Origin of the sequence: Rhodococcus sp. YL-1 (genome assembly GCF_001942025.1) — a bacterium.
Taxonomy (GTDB): Bacteria; Actinomycetota; Actinomycetes; order Mycobacteriales; family Mycobacteriaceae; genus Rhodococcus_F; species Rhodococcus_F qingshengii.
The window spans coordinates 4,752,516-4,771,864 of sequence record NZ_CP017299.1 but is presented as its reverse complement, the minus strand read 5'-3'; the positions used below and the strand labels follow the sequence as shown (position 1 = coordinate 4,771,864).

The 19,349-nt window shown below is 63.0% G+C and carries 17 protein-coding genes; 12 read left to right on the top strand and 5 right to left on the bottom strand.

The window, feature by feature from the left end; translation table 11 throughout:
• Nucleotides 1–8: 8 nt before the first annotated feature.
• From BH682_RS21995 to BH682_RS21975, 5 genes are all read left to right on the top strand, one after another.
• Nucleotides 9–1,760 (top strand): sodium/solute symporter, encoded by a 1,752-nt coding sequence (locus BH682_RS21995; RefSeq protein ID WP_030534942.1) that lies wholly within the window; start codon nucleotides 9–11, stop codon nucleotides 1,758–1,760.
• Between the two features lie 162 nt (nucleotides 1,761–1,922).
• A complete protein-coding gene (locus tag BH682_RS21990) occupies nucleotides 1,923–2,285 on the top strand; it encodes a DUF485 domain-containing protein (protein WP_003939976.1) in 363 nt (120 codons plus the stop codon).
• Nucleotides 2,282–3,919: a solute symporter family protein gene (locus BH682_RS21985; protein ID WP_007727752.1), complete on the top strand. Its 1,638-nt coding sequence runs from the start codon at nucleotides 2,282–2,284 to the stop codon at nucleotides 3,917–3,919. The genes BH682_RS21990 and BH682_RS21985 overlap by 4 nt, the downstream gene beginning before the upstream one ends.
• 73 nt (nucleotides 3,920–3,992) lie before the next feature.
• Nucleotides 3,993–4,424, top strand: coding sequence for a type II toxin-antitoxin system Rv0910 family toxin (locus tag BH682_RS21980; RefSeq protein ID WP_003939735.1), 432 nt, complete (start codon nucleotides 3,993–3,995; stop codon nucleotides 4,422–4,424).
• Nucleotides 4,425–4,544: 120 nt separating this feature from the next.
• Nucleotides 4,545–6,197 carry a substrate-binding domain-containing protein gene (locus tag BH682_RS21975; RefSeq protein WP_075834100.1) on the top strand — a complete coding sequence of 551 codons (1,653 nt, stop codon included), beginning with the start codon at nucleotides 4,545–4,547 and terminating at the stop codon, nucleotides 6,195–6,197.
• 1 nt (nucleotide 6,198) lies between these two features.
• Here BH682_RS21975 and BH682_RS21970 read toward each other — a convergent pair whose 3' ends face one another.
• The gene (locus tag BH682_RS21970) at nucleotides 6,199–7,104 is read right to left on the bottom strand and encodes an ABC transporter substrate-binding protein (RefSeq protein ID WP_047272597.1); all 906 of its coding nucleotides are present in this window, start codon (nucleotides 7,102–7,104) and stop codon (nucleotides 6,199–6,201) included.
• A gap of 65 nt (nucleotides 7,105–7,169) precedes the next feature.
• A complete protein-coding gene (locus BH682_RS21965; protein ID WP_037128762.1) occupies nucleotides 7,170–7,442 on the bottom strand; it encodes a WhiB family transcriptional regulator in 273 nt (90 codons plus the stop codon).
• Between the two features lie 115 nt (nucleotides 7,443–7,557).
• Here BH682_RS21965 and BH682_RS21960 point away from each other — a divergent pair, with 115 nt between their 5' ends.
• Nucleotides 7,558–9,840: an ATP-dependent DNA ligase gene (locus BH682_RS21960; RefSeq protein ID WP_047272596.1), complete on the top strand. Its 2,283-nt coding sequence runs from the start codon at nucleotides 7,558–7,560 to the stop codon at nucleotides 9,838–9,840.
• Here the strand turns inward: BH682_RS21960 and BH682_RS21955 are convergent.
• On the bottom strand, nucleotides 9,740–11,281 hold the full coding sequence (locus BH682_RS21955; RefSeq protein ID WP_075834098.1) for an MFS transporter: 1,542 nt from the start codon (nucleotides 11,279–11,281) through the stop codon (nucleotides 9,740–9,742). The genes BH682_RS21960 and BH682_RS21955 overlap by 101 nt on opposite strands.
• Before the next feature lie 77 nt (nucleotides 11,282–11,358).
• Between BH682_RS21955 and BH682_RS21950 the strand changes: the two genes are divergently transcribed.
• Nucleotides 11,359–12,006, top strand: a complete 648-nt coding sequence (locus tag BH682_RS21950) for a TetR/AcrR family transcriptional regulator (RefSeq protein ID WP_003940096.1) — start codon at nucleotides 11,359–11,361, stop codon at nucleotides 12,004–12,006.
• Between the two features lie 4 nt (nucleotides 12,007–12,010).
• On the opposite strand, the gene BH682_RS21945 is transcribed toward BH682_RS21950, so the two are convergent.
• Entirely contained in the window at nucleotides 12,011–12,733 is a 723-nt protein-coding gene (locus BH682_RS21945) for a TioE family transcriptional regulator (protein ID WP_042921385.1), read from the bottom strand.
• A 108-nt stretch (nucleotides 12,734–12,841) separates the two neighbouring features.
• On the opposite strand from BH682_RS21945, the gene BH682_RS21940 reads away from it, so the two are divergent.
• Nucleotides 12,842–14,065, top strand: a complete 1,224-nt coding sequence (locus tag BH682_RS21940; protein WP_083954709.1) for an erythromycin esterase family protein — start codon at nucleotides 12,842–12,844, stop codon at nucleotides 14,063–14,065.
• A gap of 5 nt (nucleotides 14,066–14,070) precedes the next feature.
• On the opposite strand, the gene BH682_RS21935 is transcribed toward BH682_RS21940, so the two are convergent.
• Nucleotides 14,071–15,180, bottom strand: a complete 1,110-nt coding sequence (locus tag BH682_RS21935; protein WP_075834096.1) for a serine hydrolase domain-containing protein — start codon at nucleotides 15,178–15,180, stop codon at nucleotides 14,071–14,073.
• A 250-nt stretch (nucleotides 15,181–15,430) separates the two neighbouring features.
• Here BH682_RS21935 and BH682_RS21930 point away from each other — a divergent pair, with 250 nt between their 5' ends.
• The 4 genes from BH682_RS21930 to BH682_RS21915 all read left to right on the top strand — a co-directional run bounded on the left by BH682_RS21930 (nucleotide 15,431) and on the right by BH682_RS21915 (nucleotide 19,319).
• Nucleotides 15,431–15,964 carry an NlpC/P60 family protein gene (locus BH682_RS21930; protein ID WP_020970417.1) on the top strand — a complete coding sequence of 178 codons (534 nt, stop codon included), beginning with the start codon at nucleotides 15,431–15,433 and terminating at the stop codon, nucleotides 15,962–15,964.
• Between the two features lie 65 nt (nucleotides 15,965–16,029).
• Nucleotides 16,030–16,716, top strand: a complete 687-nt coding sequence (locus tag BH682_RS21925) for a response regulator transcription factor (protein ID WP_058037854.1) — start codon at nucleotides 16,030–16,032, stop codon at nucleotides 16,714–16,716.
• Nucleotides 16,713–17,708, top strand: a complete 996-nt coding sequence (locus BH682_RS21920) for a HAMP domain-containing sensor histidine kinase (RefSeq protein WP_075834094.1) — start codon at nucleotides 16,713–16,715, stop codon at nucleotides 17,706–17,708. Before BH682_RS21925 ends, BH682_RS21920 begins: the two co-directional genes overlap by 4 nt.
• 108 nt (nucleotides 17,709–17,816) lie before the next feature.
• Nucleotides 17,817–19,319 (top strand): DUF4153 domain-containing protein, encoded by a 1,503-nt coding sequence (locus BH682_RS21915; protein WP_308216546.1) that lies wholly within the window; start codon nucleotides 17,817–17,819, stop codon nucleotides 19,317–19,319.
• Nucleotides 19,320–19,349: the final 30 nt, after the last annotated feature.

Genomic DNA, 19,349 nt, shown 5'->3' with positions numbered 1-19,349 from the left:
GCGGCACTGTGGGAGGACAACCTATCCCGGTGTTGACGGTGCTCGGCATCGTGGCAGCAGCTGTCGCGACGGTGGCTATCGGAATCTACGGCGTTCGGCTCGCTCGTACCACCTCGGACTTTCTCGTCGCGTCCAGAACCGTCAGTGCGCGGTGGAATGCGACGGCCATCTCCGGCGAGTACCTCTCTGCTGCTTCGTTTCTCGGTGTTGCGGGGCTGGTCGCCAAGTACGGCGCCGACGCACTCTGGTATCCCATCGGCTTCACCGCCGGATACCTCGCCCTGCTGCTGTTCGTCGCAGCGCCGCTTCGGCGTTCCGGTGCGTATACCGTCCCCGATTTCGCCGAGTTCCGTCTCGGCTCACCGCGATTGCGCAAGCTCGCGATGCTCGTGGTCGCGATGGTGTGCATCCTGTACCTGATCCCGCAGTTCCAAGGCGCGGGACTGACGCTCAATATCTTGCTCGGGGTTCCCAGTTGGATCGGCGGCGTAGCGGTCGGGGTCATCGTCATCGCCAACGTCGTCGGCGGCGGGATGCGCTCGATCACCTTCGTTCAGGCCTTCCAGTACTGGCTGAAACTGACTGCCGTCGCGATTCCCGCTGTGGCACTGACCTTCTACTTCTTCGGCGATCACCACGACGTCGGCGCGTCGATGCCGCCGACGGTCACCACTGCGACGACCGTCGACATCACCACCGACGTCGTCGTCCAGGTGTCCGAGCCGGTGACGGTCAGCGGCGGCACAGTCGACGGGCGAGCGGTCGAAGGCACGATGACCCTGGGGCCGGGGGAGCACACTCTCGGTGAAGGCATGTCCATGGTCCTCGACGCGGGAGCCGCTGTCCCTGTCGTCGCCGGAGCGCCCGCGCAGAACTCTGACTGGATCACCCCGGGTTGGGGTTTCGGTGGGCCGCACCCGATGTACCAGGTGTACTCGCTGATGCTCGCGACCTTCCTCGGAACGCTCGGCCTTCCTCATGTTCTCGTCCGGTTCTACACCAACCCCGACGGCCGGGCAGCCCGTCTGACGTCGCTCGCCGTTGTCGGTCTGGTCAGCGTGTTCTACCTGTTTCCGACACTCCTCGGTGTTTTCGCTCGACTGTACGTCCCGCAACTTCTGATCACCGGCACCTCTGACGCGGCGGTGCTGCTGTTGCCGGGCTCGGTGTTCTCGGGGTGGGGCGGACAACTGCTGGCAGCCCTCGTGGCGTCCGGTGCCATCGCCGCTTTCCTGTCGACGTCGTCCGGATTGCTCGTCAGCATCGCCGGCGTCGTCAGTACCGATGTTCTCCGTGGTCGAGTTCGAGACTTCCGTATTGCAGCGCTACTGGCCGGGGTCGTTCCTCTCGTGCTGTCGCTGGCGGTGGTGTCGGTCGACCTCTCGAGAACCGTCGGTTTGGTGTTCGCAGTCGCTGCGTCGACGCTCTGCCCACTGCTCGTATTGGGTATCTGGTGGCGCGGTCTGACCGCCGTCGGCGCGGGGGCGGGGATGGTTGTCGGTGGATGTGTTGCGGGCACTGCCGCTACTGTCGCCGTCCTGGGTGGTTTGTCGGAGGACGTCCTCGGTGGCTGGCCGGCAGCCATTTTCGCGTTCCCGGCCGCGGTGAGCGTGCCGCTGGCGTTCCTCACGATGATCGTCGTGAGCAAGGTGTCGTCGAAGCAGATACCGGCAGATATTGCGCGAATCTTCACGCGGATGCACGCCCCGGAACGTCTCGGAATGGGCTCCGATCGCGAAGACGATCTCCGCCAACCCTGACTTTCACCGCCCGAACCCTCTGCCGTTGGTCGCGCCTGCCTGACCGTTCGGCGCAGCGCGCGACTGCTCACCGTGTGACTGGCGCCACAGCGTCTTCATGTGACTCCGATCTCACTAACGTCTGTGCGTAGTTCACTTCACACGCGAGGCGAGGAGCCGGCAGTGTCCACAGCAGAAATCAGTGAGGGGTCGCCGCAAGAGCGACGCACCCCGGATGCCCAGGCATTCATAGACATGCAAGCGAGTCCCGAATTCCAGGAACTCCGAACGCGTCTGCGCAAGTTCGTTTTCCCCATCACTGCATTCTTCCTGCTCTGGTATGCGGTGTACGTCGTCCTGGCTACCTATGCCCACGACTTCATGGCCACCAAGGTCCTCGGCAACATCAATCTCGGCATCATCCTCGGCCTCGGGCAATTCGTCACGACCTTCGCCATCACCGCGTGGTACGTGAAGTTCGCCGGTCGTGAGCTCGATCCCCGCTCCGCCGCCATCCGTGAAGAACTGGAAGGTCCCGCACAGTGATCACCACACTCGCCGCGTCCGGAACGGACGTAGGAAACCCAGCCTTCAACATCGCGATCTTCCTCGCGTTCGTCGTCGTGACCATGACGCTGGTGATCCGCGCCAGCCGGACCACCAAGAAGGCGTCCGACTTCTACACCGGTGGTGGGCAGTTCACCGGCCCGCAGAACGGGTTCGCCATCGCCGGTGACTACCTCTCGGCGGCATCGTTCCTCGGTATCGCAGGTGCGATCGCCGTGTACGGCTACGACGGCTTCCTGTACTCCATCGGCTTCCTTGTCGCCTGGTTGGTTGCACTGCTCCTGGTCGCCGAATTGCTCAGGAACACGGGCAGATTCACGATGGCCGACGTGCTGAGCTTCCGACTCAAGCAGCGTCCGGTGCGCATGGCGGCAGCCCTGTCCACTCTGGCCGTTTCCCTCTTCTATCTTCTTGCCCAGATGGCCGGCGCCGGTGGACTTGTCGCGCTGCTGCTCAACATCGACGGCAAGGTGGGACAGTCGATCGTCGTCGCGATCGTGGGTGTGCTGATGATCGTGTACGTCTTGGTCGGCGGCATGAAGGGCACCACCTACGTACAGATGGTCAAGGCAGTTCTGCTGGTTGCCGGAGCCGGAATCATGTTCGTACTCGTTCTGTGGGCAGTGCGCGGCAACTTCTCTCAGTTGCTCGCCAATGCGCAGGACATGGTCAACAGTTCCACCACCAAGGGTGTGCAGGGACGCGACATCCTCGGGCCCGGTGCCAAGTACGGTCTTTCCGGAATGACGAAGCTCGACTTCATCTCTCTCGGAATCGCTTTGGTGCTCGGCACCGCGGGCCTGCCGCACGTGCTGATGCGCTTCTACACGGTGCCCACTGCCAAGGAAGCTCGCCGCTCGGTGACCTGGGCGATCGCGCTCATCGGTGCCTTCTACCTGTTCACACTGGTTCTCGGCTACGGCGCGGCCAGCATGGTCGGACCGGACAAGATCTTGGCAGCGCCTGGTAAGGAGAACGCGGCCGCTCCGCTACTCGCCTTCGAGCTCGGTGGCACCATCTTCCTCGGCATCATCTCCGCGGTGGCGTTCGCGACCATCCTCGCCGTCGTTGCCGGTCTCGCGATCACTGCTTCGGCGTCGTTCGCTCACGACATCTACGCCAGTGTCATCAAGCGCGGCAACGCAACCGAGGAGCAGCAGGTTCGAGTTTCTCGAATCACCGTCGTGGTCATCGGACTCGTCTCCATCGTTCTCGGCATCATGGCGATGGGGCAGAACATCGCCTTCCTGGTGGCTCTCGCCTTCGCAGTGGCGGCCTCGGCGAACCTGCCCACCCTGCTCTACTCGTTGTTCTGGAAGAAGTTCAACACCACCGGTGCGCTCTTCAGCATCTACGGCGGTTTGATCAGCTGCTTGACGCTGATCGTGTTCTCCCCGGCGGTGTCGGGTAAGCCGTCGTCGATGTTCCCGAACTCCGACTTCGCCTGGTTCCCGCTCTCGAACCCCGGCATCGTCTCGATTCCGCTGGCATTCGTCCTCGGCATCGTCGGTACGTACATCGGACGTAACAAGATCGAAGATCCGGCAAAGCAGGCGGAGATGGAAGTTCGCTCCCTCACCGGCGTCGGCGTCGAAAAGGCTGTCAGCCACTAAGAGGGGCAAAGCCCCGTGCGTCTTTCTGGTACCTCTGGTTACGGAAAAGGCGCACGGGGCTTATTGTTCTGCCATGGCAAAGCTCACAGTGAAAATCGACGTTCCGCTTCCTCCTCAGGAAGTGTGGGACAAGGCGTCCGATCTCAGTGGATACGAAAACTGGCTCGTGGTTCACGACGGATGGCGCAGTGAACTTCCCGAACAACTGGGTGTCGGCACCGAGATCAGCTCGGTCGTGACTGTGAAGGGCCTGCGCAACCGCGTTCGGTGGACCATCAAGAAGTACGACGTCCCGAAGGCGATCTCGCTCAAGGGAGACGGCAAGGGCGGGGTCAAGCTCGGTCTCGAACTCGACGTCAAGGCAAAGGGCGACGGGTCGGAACTCGCGCTGACAGTCGAGTTGGGCGGCGCGCCGTTGTTCGGCCCGATCGGTTCGAGTGTGGCGCGGGCGCTCAAAGGCGATGTGGAGAAGTCGCTGGCCCAGTTTGTCCAGATCTACACCTAAGTTGTGGAGATTTCCACATCGAGCTACTTCACCGCTAACGTGAGTTAGGATTCTTTTCGGCGGGATAAACCGGGCATCGGTTGGTTATTGATGCGGGTCCCGCCGGAAAGGATTCGATCAATGTCGTCTCGTCATGGGTACGGCGCACCACCTGCGTCCATGCCTCGATCCGTGCAGGTTCTGATCGGACTCTTGGCAGTAGTCGCAGTCGGTGGAACCGCAGCATTCGCCGTGACGTTCAAAAGCGTCAGCGACAAGGGAGAACTCGGTGCGAGTGCTGTCACAGCTGCGACGGCAACCAGCTGTGAGAACCCGGAAACCGTGACCGTGGCCGCCGATCCGTCGATCGCCTCGGGACTCGAAGCTGTCGCCGCTGCCATCCCCGCTACGGAACTCGGGTGCAGCTCGCTCAGCGTGACGCCGCAAGATCCCGTGCTCACCGTCGCGGCGATCGCCGACGGTTCGGCACCCGCACTGTGGATCCCTGATTCGAGCGAATGGTTGGACAAGGTTTCGGCTAGCGGGCAGGAGATTCGCCGGATCAGCAACTCGGTCGCGTCCACCCCTGTTGTCACTGTCTCGGCGCCGGGTAGCGAGGCACCCGCCGCTTGGACGGATGTCCTCGGCGCTCCAGCACTGCACATCGGCGATCCCCTCACCAGTGCCGTCTCCAGCGCACCGATCGTGGCAGCCTTTGCCGAGGCCCAGTCGCGGGGCGGTGACCTCACGTCCATTTCGGCAGCCCTGGTCCCGGTGGCGCAAGCGCAGTACGGAAATCTGAAGGAAACCGGTTCGACCGGACGCATCCAAACCGTGGACGCGGACGGCGGGACCGCGGTGACGACCGAGCAGACCTTCGAGGCTTATCTCGCCGCACATGCGGACAGTCGACTCACCGCGTCGGTACCGTCGTCCGGTTCGGTCTTCATGGACTACCCGATGGCAAGTGTGGGTGCAGACTCGTCGGCGGTCGACGCCGGCAAACTGCTGGTGGCAGCGCTGACATCGGACACCGGGCGCTCCGTACTTGCCGGCCTCGGGTTCCGCGGCGCGGATCAGGCCCCACCGGTCGCCGGTGGAGTGGGAAGTGTTGGCTCGCTGGTGCCGTCCGATCCGTCTGTGGTCACCAAAGCGCTTGCGCGGTACGAGATTCTGTCCAGGCCTTCCCGCGCGCTGGCAGTTGTCGACGTCTCGGGGTCCATGGACTACATGCAGGACGGGGTCACTCGAATGGCCGCGACGGCGCAGGCCGGTGACATCGCGATCCGAATGTTTCCCGCCAACGCACAATTGGGTCTCTGGGCGTTCTCCGTAGACCTCGGTGACGGGACGGACTACCGCGAACTCGAACCTGTCGCCCGTATGGATGCAACTGAAGGCGACACGGATCATCGGAGCAAACTGCTGTCTCGGATCGACGACCTCTCTTCGATCGTCGGCGGCGGAACAGGTTTGTACGACAGCGTTCTCGCCGCGTATCGGTCCATGCAACAGACCTACGATCCGGCCTCGATCAATTCGGTGATTCTGCTGACCGACGGTGCGAACGATGATCCGTCGAGTATCTCGCTGCAGGAACTTCTCGACACCCTGACTCGCGAGCAGGACCCGACGCGGCCGGTACCGATCATCACCATCGGTGTCACCGATGACGCCGATACCGATGTGCTCGAGCAGATTTCGGCTCTCACCGGCGGCAACAGCCACTTCGCTCCGACACCGGCAGACATCCCGAAGGTCTTCGTCGGCGCGATCAGTGGGCGCGCCGGCTGAACTACTCGAGGACTGGCGCGTCGGCGCTGTCCGTGATCCATTCGGTTGCGAGTCTCTCGAGGGTGCCGTCGGCGTAGAGCGCATCCACGGCGGCAGAGACGCACGCCGTCAGAGGACTGTTCTTCTCGAGCACGAACCCGAAGAATTCGGTGACCGCGTTGGGTCGCGGAAACTGACCCACGATGACCGACCCGGGCAGTTCGTTCTCGGTGATGTGAAATCCGGTCGGGATGTCGACGACCAGTGCGTCGATCTCGCCCGCGGCCAGCGCAGCTTTCGCATCGTCCGTGGTCGCGAACTCGCGTGGCGCAGTGGTCGGAACAATCGTGTCCGTGATCGCCGCGAGGCTGGTGGAACCGGTCTGAGCGCCCAAACGGTAGCCGGCAAGATCCGCAAGATTCTTTGCCTCAGCGGCTTTGCTCCCGCGCGAGGCGATCACCGACTGCGCCACTGCGTAATACGGCGAGCTGAAGTCGACGTTCTCACGGCGATCCCCGGAAACCGTGAACTGATTGACGTCGAAGTCGAAATCCTTGGGGCCTGGTTTCAGTGCGTCGTTGAAGGCGACCGTGGTGAAGCGAACCTGACCGGCGTTGTACCCGAGCTTGTCGACGACGGCCCGGGCCACCGCCCCCTCGAAGCCCTTGCCGTTGGACGGAGTGTTGTCGACGAACCACGGCGCGTACGCCGGCGAATCGGTGGCGATGGTCAAGACACCGTCTTCGAGGGTGGTCCCGCTCTGGGGTCCGCACTTGTCCACGGCGGTAGTCGAGGGCAGTTTGGTGAATGCCTCGGGAACCGTGGTCGTGGTGTCCGCTGCCGCAGGTGCCTCCGGCTGCGACGAACACGAGCCCAACAAGATCGAGGAAGCGAAGATCGCGGTCACGGCAACAGCGCGTCGTGTCATAGGCACAAGGCCATCTTGCCTGTTTGTCCGGTACGAACGTGACGGGGGTCTCGTGTGAGCGGAGTTCACGCAGCTGAGCGTCGTAGTGCAAGGCGCTCCGACGGTGTCGTCCCACCCCATACTCCGTGTGGTTCAGCCGTGTCGAGTGCAAACGTCAGACAGTCCCGAATGACCGGGCAGCGGAAGCACACCTGCTTGGCGGAATTTTCCCGTGCAGCCCGATTGCGTCCGCGTTCTTCACCCGGCGAATAGAACACCGCGGGGTCCACCGTCTTACAGGTGGCGAACATCCGCCAGTTGTTGTCCACCAACGGCTCCACGGAACTGCGAACTGTCATCGTGGTCTCCTCTCCCATCGAGAATCCAGTCTTGCCCGTGGACTGGCGCAGCGGCAGGTTTCCGATCCACCAGATTTCTACTGCCAGATGCAGCACTATCCAGCACAATGAGGAAATGGCAACGACGGATCGGGGTCAGATCACGCTCGACGGCACAACGGTGTCCGTGACCAATCTGGGCAAGATCCTCTACCCCGAGAGCGGCACCACGAAGGCCGAAGTCATCGACTACTACACCCGTATCGCCGCAGTCATGCTTCCGCATGTCGTCGGTAGACCGGGCACTCGTAAGCGTTGGCCCAATGGCGTGGACGGTCAGTCCTTCTTCGAGAAGAACCTTGCGTCGTCTGCCCCGCAGTGGCTCACGCGTGCGTCGCTGCAACATTCTGATCGTGTCGTCACTTACCCGGTCTTCGATTCCGTTGCATCCCTGGCGTGGCTGGGGCAGCAGGCCGCACTCGAATTGCACGTTCCCCAATGGCGATTCGACGGTTCCGAGCGTGGTCCGGCGACACGACTGGTATTCGATCTCGACCCGGGCGAAGGCGTCGGATTGACCGAGTGCGCCGAGGTGGCGAGGTCGATTCGAGATCTGGTCGCAACTCTGGGGTGGACTGCCTATCCGGTAACCAGTGGTAGCAAGGGAATTCACCTCTACGTTCCACTGGATCGAGCCTTGGACGGCAGCGGTGCGTCGACTGTCGCCAAGCAGATCGCCACCGGACTCGAGAAGCTTCACCCGGATCTCGTCACCGCGACGATGGCTCGAAATGTGCGGGCAGGCAAGATTTTCGTGGACTGGAGTCAGAACAACGCAGCCAAGACAACCATTGCGCCGTACTCGATGCGTGGTCGCGATCAACCCTATGTTGCCGCGCCGCGCAGTTGGGACGAACTCGACGATCCGAAACTACGGCATCTGTTGTTCGACGAGGTTCTGGAGCGCGTCGAATCCGATGGTGATCTGCTGGGCGATCTGGATCCGCCGGTCTCGGCGGCTGTAGCCGACACGTTGACGCACTATCGCAACAAGCGGTCGGCCGACCGGACGCCGGAGCCGATCCCTGCTGCGGTGACCAAGGAGACAGCGGGCAATACCTTTGTGATTCAGGAACATCACGCCAGACGATTGCATTACGACGTTCGGCTGGAGCGGGATGGTGTGCTCGTGTCCTGGGCTGTTCCGAAGGGCGTACCGACCAGTGCCGGAGAGAATCGGTTGGCCGTGCACACCGAGGATCACCCGCTCGAGTACGCCACGTTCTCGGGCACGATTCCGAAGGGGGAGTACGGCGGCGGTTCGATGACGATCTGGGATTCCGGGACGTACGAGACCGAGAAGTGGCGTGAAGACGAGGTGATCGTGCGCCTCAGTGGGAAACGGGTGCAGGGACGCTTCGCGCTGATCCGGACGAAGGGTGACCAGTGGTTGATGCATCTGATGAAGGATCAGAACGCGAGTTTCGGAACGGAGTTTCCCAAGAATCTCGAGCCGATGCTTGCCACCGCTGGAACGCTCGAAGGTCTCGACTCGCAGGAGTGGGCTTTCGAAGGTAAGTGGGACGGGATTCGAGTGATTCTCGAATATCATTCGGGCACAATGTCACTTCGCAGTCGCGCGGGTAACGACAAGACCGGGGACTATCCCGCCCTTGCCGGGTTGGCCGAGGTGCTGGACGGTCATGACGTGGTTCTCGACGGGGAAGTGGTGGCGTACAACGACGCGGGGGTCACCGATTTCGGTCTTCTCCAGCGAGGTGGGGAGCCGGTGTTCCTGGCCTTCGATCTTCTGTACCTCGACGGAGTGTCTTTGCTGCGGAAATCCTACTCGGACCGGCGCACCGTGTTGAATGCGTTGGCGGGCAAGGTCGGTGAGCTCGAGGTACCTCCACAGATCGAGGGCACGGCGGAGAACGCGTTGGAGGTGAGTACCGATGCCGGATGGGAAGGGATTGTCGCCAAACGTCGTGCATCGGTCTACCTTCCGGGGCGGCGTGGGTCGAGTTGGATCAAGGTGAAGAACTGGCGCACTCAAGAGGTGGTGATCGGAGGGTGGCGCACTGGGCAGGGCAATCGAGCACAGGGGATCGGGGCGCTGCTCATGGGAATTCCGGGTGAGGATGGATTGACCTACGTGGGGCGCGTCGGTACAGGCTTCAGTGATCGCGACTTGGAGTCTTTACTTGCGACACTGGAACCGCTGCGTCAGAAGGAAAGTCCGTTCGGGGAGGAACTGCCCGCCGACGACCGCAAGGGAGCAGTGTGGGTGAAACCGGAACTCGTCGGTGAGGTGCGGTTCATGGATTGGACGGCGACCGGACGCCTTCGTCATCCGAGTTGGCGGGGTCTGCGGGAGGACAAGAAACCGGGCGACGTGGTGCGGGAAACAGTGCAATGACGGCCAACGCACCGACGAACGCGACTGCGGCACAGATTTGGATTCCGGTACTCATCGCCGAGGTGTAAGCCTGGTTCGCTGCGTCGGTCAAGGCACTCGCGGGGGGAGCGCCGGCATGGATCTGCGCCGGATCGGCTGTGGAAGTGTCGACTCCGGGTTCGAAGCGGGACCGGAAATCGGTGGCTACGACCGTCCCGATGACGGCGACGCCCAGAACTCCACCCAACTCTCGCACGACGCTGTTGATCGAACTGGCCATCGAAGCCTGCTGGGGCGCAACCGAAGCCATCGACGTGGTTGTGGCCGGAGCCATGACCAACCCCATCCCCGCGCCGACCAGTGCCATGATCGCAGCCAGGATTCCGAACGGTGCGTACCTATCTGCTGCGATCGACAGGACCAACAGTCCCGCGGACATGACTGCGAGACCGCTCGCGATCGAACTGCGCACGCCGAATCGGCCGACCATACGATCGCTGCTGGAGGCGACAGCCGCCATCACTATCGCAAACGGAACTGCACCGACGCCGGCGACCAATGGACCGTAACCACGAACTAATTGGAGGTATTGCGTGTACGTGAAGAGAACTCCGAAAAGGGCGAAGAACGTTGCGGCCAAGATGGCATTGGAGATGCTGAACACTCGACTGGTGAAGATGCGCACGTCGGTCATCGGCGCCGAGGCCCGCAGCTCCCACCAGACGAATCCGGCGAGAAGTGCTGTTGCGCTGACGATCTCCAGCACCGTGACGGGCGACGACCATCCGCGAAGGCTTGCCTGGGTGAGGGCATCCACGATCAAAGCCAGTCCGCCGGCGGACAGCAGGAGTCCGGGGATGTCGAACGAACCCTTCGTGATCCCTCTTGCCGGGGGTACAAGAAAAACCGTCGCGGCGATCACACCGGCGACCAGTGGGACGTTTATCCAGAAGGCGCTTCCCCAACTGAAATGTTCGAGAAGTACGCCACCGGCCACGGGGCCGATCGCGATTCCCAGTCCGGCGGTTGCAGACCAGATTCCTATCGCCCGGCCTCTCTCGTGCGGGGCGAACATCGAGACGACAAGTGACAGCGTCGCCGGCATGACCAGTGCGGCGGCTGCCCCCATCACTGTTCTCCATCCGATCAGCTGCAACGACGTGTGAGAGAGGGCAGCGAAGGCTGACCCGAGGGCGAACAAGGTGAGGCCGGTCAGAAGTATCCGACGGTGACCGAATCTCGCGCCGAGTCCACCTGCCGTGATGAGCAAGGCGGCGAACGCCAATGTGTATGCGTTGGTGATCCATTGCAGGTCGACGGTGGTCGCCCGCAGTTCGCGGGCAAGGGTCGGGATAGCGGTGTTGAGGATGGTGTTGTCGGTCGTGACTACGACGAGGGATGTGCAGAGGGCGCCCAGTGCTGCCCATCGTCGCCGGTCAGTGGGTTCGAGGGAATTCATCATGTCCTTACGAATGTAACCTTACGAATGTTTAGTGATGAGAACGTACCCCCTCGCCTTACATGTGTAAAGTTTGTCGGGTGAGTGATGTTTCCGAAGATGCCGATGAAACTGGGACGAGTGGTTCTCGGAGTACTCGCGCCCGAAATCCGAGAGGAAGCGGCGCACGACTCCGCGGAGAGATCGTCGCCGCAGCGGCGACGCTCATCGCCCGCACCGGATCGGATCAGGCGGTGACGCTCCGATCGGTCGCTCGCGAAGTCGGGATATCCGCACCATCTATCTACGGACACTTTTCCGATCGCGATGCCATTGTCGAAGCGGTGGTCTCCGAATCGCTGGAGCAGTTGCATCTCGCCGTGGCCGACGCCGTTTCCGCACACCCCGACCCGGTCGAGGGTCTGTATGCCGGGTGCTCGGCATACGTCGAGTTCGGCATTTCCGAGCCCGCTCGGTATCGGGTCTTGTTCGGGTGGTCCAGGCCGAAAGGTCAGTCACCACAATCGGATACGCGAGGACTGGCCGCCTTCAACACACTGGTGACCAACCTCGACGCGTGCGTCGCCGCTGGGAGGTCGGCCAGCACAGACACTTTTGTCGATGCGGTATCGATCTGGACTTCGCTGCACGGACAGGTGATGTTGCGGGCCGATCTCCCGGAATTCCCGTGGCCGTCGACCGACACCGTCGGTGAGATGGTGAGGAGCCTTGCGCGGCTTGTGAACTGACGCCTCAACCGTTTGCTGATCGGCAACCAGGCGAGGTCTGATCCAGCATCGTGAGATAGGCATCGAGCTGAGCTGCGCCGGCGAGAAGGTTGCGACTGCGTGTGGTCAGCCGGTCTTGCCAGGATTCGAGGAACGCTGACAATGCGTCTGCTCCGCCGGCCTCGCGCAGCGAATCGAGAAACTGAGCGACTTGCGACAGCCGATAGCCACCGCGCCGCAGCTGCCGTGCGATCTCGGCGTCGCGCACACACTCCGGACCGTATTCGCGATAACCCGTTGCTCGTTCGCGCTCGGGGCGCAGGATGCCGTGCTCTTCCCATGTGCGCAGTGTCGCCGGGTGAACGCCGAGACGGCGCGCCAGCTCACCCACCGTCAGCGCTGGACCGTGCACCAGTGCCGGTGCCATGGTGGACAGAGTCCCCAGCGCTGTGGCTACCTCGGTGCGAGTTCCTCGCTCGGCGAGCAGCGTCATGTGCGCACTGTCGATCAGGCGATAGGCGGACTCGGTGTCGCCCTGGTTGGTCGCCCGCATGATTTCCGTGGCCCGCTGGTGCCCGTGACCGCCGCGCAATGCGAGGAAAGTGCGCAGGGCTTGCGCGTGCACTGGGGTGTATCGCCGGTAGCCGTAAGTGCTGCGCTCGGTCGGAGGGAGGATGCCGGCATCGTCGTAGTTGCGGATCGCCTGTGCGGACAACCCGTGTTCACGGGCAAGGTCTATGGGCCGCACTGATCACCTCCGATTGAGGCTTTTCACGGTATACCCCAGGTAATTGCCGGTGAAAGTTTCACTCGAATCTTCAACGATACTGTCGAAGGCAGTCCACCTTCGAAAGGGATGATCATGTCCACTGCCCCAGCGCTGAGTGAGTTCGGCCGCCAACTCGAAGACGCGGCAAGTCTTGGTCGTGCCGTCGACGAACTGCTCGCAGCGCGAACCGAGGTGCCGGCTCTGCTCGCTCTCGGCGAGCCGACTCATGGGATCAAGGCTTTTCCGTTGCTGCGCAACGAACTTCTCGGCCAACTGGTCGAACGAGGATATCGGTCGATCGTGCTCGAAACAGATGTCTTTGCGGCTTTGCTTGTCGACGACTACGTGAACGGGGGAGAGGCGGACATCGAGAAGGTGCTCGCCACAGGCTTCAGCCACGGATTCGGTGCGGTACCGGGTAACCGCGAACTCGTCGAATGGCTACGCGAGTACAACCACGGCCGCGCTCCGGCCGACCGAGTTCGCTTCTACGGCTTCGACGCTCCGGTGGAGTATTCCGGCGCACCGAGCCCACGTGGCGCGCTGTCTGCAGCAGGTGACTTCCTGCCCGCTGCGATGCGGCCGCACTCGTTCGACGACATCGACCTTCTGTTCGGGCAGGACACCGACTGGACCAACCCGGCGGCGATGTTCGAACCGGCTGCGTCCGTCGGCAACTCCGATCAGGCTCGTGCCCTGCGCATCATTGCGGACGACCTCGCCAGCGTCCTGCGGCGCGCCGCACCTGTGCTGCGGCCCGCCGACCCGGCCGGGTACGACCTGGCCCTTGCACATTCACGCACCGCTCTGGGGCTCTTGCGCTATCACTCCGCGATGGCGAGTTCCGCTCCTGATCGCATCGGCACTCTGCTCAGTCTGCGTGCCGAGATGATGGCCGAGAACCTGTCGGCGGTCGTCGTCCAGGAGCAGCGACGCGGGCCGATCCTGCTCTTCGCACACAATGCCCATCTCCTGCGAGTGCCGTCCGACATGCCCGTCAACGGCGACGTGGTCAGCTGGGGGAGCGCCGGCTCACTTGTCGGACTTGTCCTCGGGGAGCGCTACGTATTCGTGGCAACCGACGCCAACCCCGACAGTGATCCGGGCACTCTGCAGGGAGCGTTGGCCGATGCGACCAGTCGGCGTGCTCTGTTTCCGGCGCCCGCACTTCGCGCAGCACTTGACCCGTCCGTCACCGCGGGAGAGGCGATCCTGCCCGGCCACCTGCCGCTGAAACCTTCGGAGTTGGACGGCGCCGACGCGGTCATTTTCGTCGCGGACACTGATGGAAAACGTTATCAATACTGGTAACAGCGTCAGGGGCAGAGTGCGTGCGAGAGTATCGCGACGGTGTCCGGCTGGTCCTTCGGCGTCGACGTCAGCGTCACAGTGAACGCGCGGTCCGGCGTCGCGCCGGACAGTGTGTAGTACCCGTAGATCCCGCCACTGTGGCCGGTATAGGTGACGCCGCAGGGAAGTTCGGTGGCGCCGACGCCCATCCCGTACCCGAGTCCCTCGGCTTCGGTGGCGGCGACCTGAGGGGTGGTCATCTCGGCAAGCTGCTCGGCCGGCACCACCTGCCCGTCGAGTAGTGCACGCCAGAAGGTGTTCAGGTCTGTGCCCGTCGAGACCATCGCTCCGGCAGCCCAGGGGATCGACGGTTCCGTGCGGGAAACGTCGGTCAGGCCACCGTCGAGATCCTGATAGCCCGTCAGGTGATCGCCCCTGATGTCGAGCTCACCGGCCGGCGGGAGGTACGTGTCTTCCAAGTCCAGCGGATCGAGTATCCGAGACCGGAGTTTATCGGCGTAGCTGCGGCCGCTCACGGATTCGACGAGCATTCCGAGAACGATGTAGTTGGTGTTGGTGTAGACGAACGACGTTCCGGGGACGAATTGCGCCGGTTTGCCGAGGGCGATGGCGACCGCGGCGGACGGCGTCAGCGTTCGGTTCTCGTTAGCTGCAATCCATTCGTCGGCGCCGGGTTCTCCGGCGAACTCGGGAAGGCCGCTGCGATGTTGCAGCAGTTGCCGCACGGTGATCGCGCTACCGTCGATGCCACTGCCGTCCATGTCACTGCTGTGCAGTAGCCCCGGGAGATACCGCTCGATCGGTGCGTCGAGGTCGACCTTGCCCTCGGCGACCAACTGCAGAACGAGTGAAGCTGTGAATGTCTTTGTCACACTTCCGATCCGGACGCGATCATTCTTGCCGATCGAATCGCCGTTGGTCCGGTTGGGCACGCCGCTGGTCATGACAGCCGTCGTGGTGCCGTCGTCGAGTGTTGCGATCGACCCGACGACACCCGACCTGGTGAGTCCGTCGAGATCCGATTGAATCTCCACTGCGCGCTGGAGCGTCGAGCAACCGACGAGTGCCGTGATGGCTCCGATGATGACCGCGGCGACGAGCAGGTATGGGCGCATGAGTCGAATCTATGGACCTTGTCGTGCCGCGGGATCCAGGAAATCCCCCATCATTCCCTGATCTTCTGCCAGCCCGGGACGTAAGGCCCGTTTGTTCAAAACCGACAAATCGGATCAATCATTCCTGTCCGAACACCACGTCCACGCCGTTAACATCCGAACGAAGTGTTTGTTTTCACGTGTCTTACCAGTTCACGGCTATCGAGGTGCGCTGCCGCGCGCCGAAACGACTCCCACGAAGGACGGATGCATGAAGAAGTCGACACTCCGAACGGGAACGGTCGCGGCTTTGCTGACCGGAAGTGTCCTGTTGCTCTCCGCTGCCCCTGCCTCAGCCGACCCGGGAAGCCTCGGTAGCGGTGGCAGTAGCGGGAGTTCCGGAAGCTTGGGAAGCACGGGCAGCATCAGCAGCGGATCAGCCGCCCTTCCGATTCCGAGTCCGGCAGGGCTGATCGCGCTGGCAGCGGCGAGCACTCAGACCGGAAAGCCCTACCAGTGGGGCGGCGTCGGGCCGAACTCGTGGGACTGCTCCGGGCTGGTGCAATGGGCGTTTCGGCAGGCCGGCGTGAATCTGCCACGGACCAGCCAACAGCAGGCCAACGTCGGACAGCCGGTTCCCCGGTGGGCCCTCGCCCCCGGCGACGTCATCACCTTCTACCCCGGTGCGACGCACGTCGGCATCTACGCTGGGTTCGGAATGGTGTTCAACGCCTACGGAGTTGGTGTTCCGACCGGACTGACGCCCCTGGCGGATCTGCCGATCAACAACATCCGCAGGTTCTAGAACCTGCACAGAACCTTCACAAGTCCTCCCAGGTTCATCCACGAGGGCCGAATACAGTCAGTTCCATGAGTCAGCGAAGAGTGCTCGTGGTCGACGACGAGGTCAGCATCTGCGAGTCCATCGCGGCGAGGCTGCGTGCCGAGGGCTACGACGTCGAGTTGGCATTCGACGGCCCCAGCGCTGTGACCCGCTGCGAGCAGATGGATGCCGACCTAGTGGTGCTCGACGTGATGATGCCGGGATTCGACGGCCTCGAAGTTTGCCGCCGCATCCAGGCCGTGCGCCCGGTGCCCGTGCTGATGCTGACCGCTCGCGCCGATGAAACGGACATGCTGATCGGTCTCGGCGTCGGGGCCGACGACTATCTGAGCAAGCCGTTCAGCATGCGTGTGCTCGTCGCCCGGGTGCAGGCTCTGCTTCGGCGTGCGGATCGCGCGGAGCACGCTGCTCGCCCGGTGGCCGACCTCCTCGAGTTCGGTGACGTCGTGATCGACCTGACCGAACGTCGAGTGCGCCGTGATGCGCAAGAAGTTCACCTGACTCGCACCGAATTCGATCTCATCGCCTATCTGGCGGAGCGGCCGCGAGCCGCGATCCCGCGGGAGTCGCTGCTCGAGGAGATCTGGGGCTGGGGTGAGGGAGCGGGCAGTCGGACCGTCGACAGCCACGTCAAGGCACTGCGACGCAAGCTCGGACCTTCCGTGATCCGGACCGTTCACGGCGTCGGGTACGCCTGGGACGTGCCGCGATGAGCGGCGTCGACCGACTCTTTGCACGGTGGCCGCGGCCGCTGGACCCGATGCGGTCCTTCAAGGTGAAGGTCGGCCTCCTGGTTGTCGCAGCACTGGTGTTCGCCGCGGGTGGTTTCTGGCTGACGTCGCAACAACCGTTTCGTTTTGCTCTACTGACGGCGTTGGTTGTCGCTCTAGGCGTTACGCAGGTGCTCGCACACGGGATGACGTCACCGCTTCGCGAGATGACGGCCGCGGCGAAGGCGATGGCGCGCGGCGACTATTCGCGGCGAGTACGAGCGACTTCCAGAGACGAAGTAGGCGAACTCGCCCATGCGTTCAATCGGATGGCCGAGGACCTCGGGGCCGACGACCGGTACCGCCGCGAGTTGATCGGCAACGTCTCCCATGAACTGCGCACGCCCATCACCGCTTTGCAAGCCATGCTCGAGAACGTCGTCGACGGTGTCGAAGAACCGGATCCGGCGATGATGAAATCGGCGCTGCGGCAAACGGAACGGCTGGGCGCGCTGGTAGCCGACCTTCTCGATCTCTCGAAACTCGAGGGTGGCGCAATGCCGTTGAAACGCCGCCGTTTCGAGGTCGAGCCGTTCTTACGCGAGCTGTCGAGTGTGAGTGCGGGCGACATCGAGATAGACGTCAAGCCTCCAAAATTGTCCGTGGTCGCCGATCCGGATCGCCTCCACCAGGTGGTGACCAACCTGGTGGACAATGCGGTTCAGCACGGGAACGTCGACACCAAAGTTGTCATCCGAGTACGTACCGGCAGCGCGGGGGAGTTGGTGCTCGACGTCCACGACGACGGCCCCGGCATCGAACCACAGGCCCGTGAGCGAGTGTTCGACCGCTTCATCCGCGGCGGCTCGACCGACGGGGGTACCGGGCTCGGCCTCGCGATCGCGAAGTGGGCGGTCGAATTACATGACGGCAGGATTGCCGTCGTCGATGCCCCGTCGGGTTGTTGCATTCGAGTAGTGCTGCCGCAGAACTGAATCAAAGTCCCTGACGAGATCGAGAGATCTCGCGATGGCGCATGTCTTCATCGGCATTCGTCTGTACTTCCGACCCTGAAAAATTGAACCAGACACATAGGAGATCACATGAGCGCTCCGATAGTAATTCCACCGAAAACGCCGATGCCGGCCGTAAAACCCAAGCGTTCCAGCCGGTTCTGGCGTCCCGATCGCACTTCGATGGCCACCCGCTCGATCCTCCTCGGCGCGGCCGCAGTAGGGGTGCTTGCGGCCCTGATCCTCGACCCAGGGTTCGCGAGTATCGCGTACGTGATCGTGGGTGCCGGTGTGGTGATCGTCTTCGGGATTCTGACGCCGCCGCGGATGACCGTGACGCAGTGGGTCGCCGCCATCGGGATGCTCGCACTGCTGGGTGTTGCCGCCGTTCGCGGTGCGGAGTGGTTGGTGTTCCTCTGCGTCGTAGCTGCGTGGGTTCTGTTCACGTGGACTCTGATCGGCGGGCGGACGTGGACCGGGATACTTCTGGGAACGTTCGCTCCCTGGCGGGCACCGCACCGGACGGTCAACTTCGTTCGTCGTCGAAAGCTCGCTACCCGCTCTGCTCCGCGGGTGCCGGCGGCGCGAGTTGTCGTCGTGAGCGCAGTATCGATTCTTCTCCTGTTGATTTTCGGATCTTTGTTCGTGAGTGCGGATCCGGAGTTCGCGAAGATCTTCGGCGGCTTCGCTCCGGCCATCTCGGTGTCGAACCCGGGGGCACGGATCTTTGCCGGCGTCGTGATGGCGTTCGGCACGCTGGTTGCGGTGTATCTGCGCCGCAGAACGCCGACGGTGGACGCGTTTGCACCTGCGCAGGCGACGCCGTTGCCGATGTGGGAGTGGGCGGTCCCGCTCGGAGTACTCAACGTGCTGTTCCTCGGTTTTGTTGCAGTACAGACGAAGACGCTGTTCGGGGGAGACGAGCACGTACAGGTGACCGACGGACTGACCTATGCGGACTACGCGCGTGAGGGTTTCTGGCAGCTCATGGCGGTTACCGTGCTGACGCTGCTCGTCATCGCCGTCGCCGTGCGGTACATCGACCGCCGCGACGCTGGATCGAGGCGTCTTGCCCGTGGACTGCTGGGTGCACTGTGTGTCTTCAGCCTGGTGATCGTGGCGTCCGCTGTGCACCGGATGTGGTTGTACGAGAATCAGTACGGTTTCACGGTGCTCCGGGTCAGCGTCTTCGCGACAGAGCTGCTTCTGGGATTCGTGTTCGTGTTGTTGCTCGTCGCAGGTATTCGGATGTCCGGGAAGTGGCTGCCCACAGCTGTTCTCGCCACTTCGGCCGTCGCGCTGCTTGCCTTCGCGGTGTTCAACCCCGATGCGTACATCGCGCAAAAGAACGTGGAGCGGTTCGAGGGCGGCAAGAGCATCGACGTTTCCTACTTACGCGGGCTCTCCGTCGACGCGGTACCTGCCTTGGATCGTCTACCGGAACCGCAGCGTTCATGTGCCTTGAGCAGATATCGATTCGGAGTGCCGGGCACCACTGCGCCCTGGGAGTTCAACACAGCGCGTGAGAAGGCCCGCGACATCCTGGAAGCTCGCCCGGTGGGGCCGTGCCTGCAGATGTACACGGTCGGATAGACGCAGGGCGATTGTGCAGCCGCGCGGCAG

Excerpts from the sequence above, each read along its gene's own strand:
- BH682_RS21975 (WP_075834100.1), top strand. The coding sequence starts at position 4,545 with ATGTCGTCTCGTCATGGGTACGGCGCACCACCTGCGTCCATGCCTCGA.
- BH682_RS21915 (WP_308216546.1), top strand. The coding sequence starts at position 17,817 with ATGAGCGCTCCGATAGTAATTCCACCGAAAACGCCGATGCCGGCCGTA.
- BH682_RS21965 (WP_037128762.1), bottom strand. The coding sequence starts at position 7,442 with ATGACAGTTCGCAGTTCCGTGGAGCCGTTGGTGGACAACAACTGGCGG.
- BH682_RS21920 (WP_075834094.1), top strand. The coding sequence starts at position 16,713 with ATGAGCGGCGTCGACCGACTCTTTGCACGGTGGCCGCGGCCGCTGGAC.
- BH682_RS21955 (WP_075834098.1), bottom strand. The coding sequence starts at position 11,281 with ATGATGAATTCCCTCGAACCCACTGACCGGCGACGATGGGCAGCACTG.
- BH682_RS21940 (WP_083954709.1), top strand. The coding sequence starts at position 12,842 with ATGATCATGTCCACTGCCCCAGCGCTGAGTGAGTTCGGCCGCCAACTC.
- BH682_RS21935 (WP_075834096.1), bottom strand. The coding sequence starts at position 15,180 with ATGCGCCCATACCTGCTCGTCGCCGCGGTCATCATCGGAGCCATCACG.
- BH682_RS21930 (WP_020970417.1), top strand. The coding sequence starts at position 15,431 with ATGAAGAAGTCGACACTCCGAACGGGAACGGTCGCGGCTTTGCTGACC.
- BH682_RS21960 (WP_047272596.1), top strand. The coding sequence starts at position 7,558 with ATGGCAACGACGGATCGGGGTCAGATCACGCTCGACGGCACAACGGTG.
- BH682_RS21925 (WP_058037854.1), top strand. The coding sequence starts at position 16,030 with ATGAGTCAGCGAAGAGTGCTCGTGGTCGACGACGAGGTCAGCATCTGC.
- BH682_RS21980 (WP_003939735.1), top strand. The coding sequence starts at position 3,993 with ATGGCAAAGCTCACAGTGAAAATCGACGTTCCGCTTCCTCCTCAGGAA.
- BH682_RS21970 (WP_047272597.1), bottom strand. The coding sequence starts at position 7,104 with ATGACACGACGCGCTGTTGCCGTGACCGCGATCTTCGCTTCCTCGATC.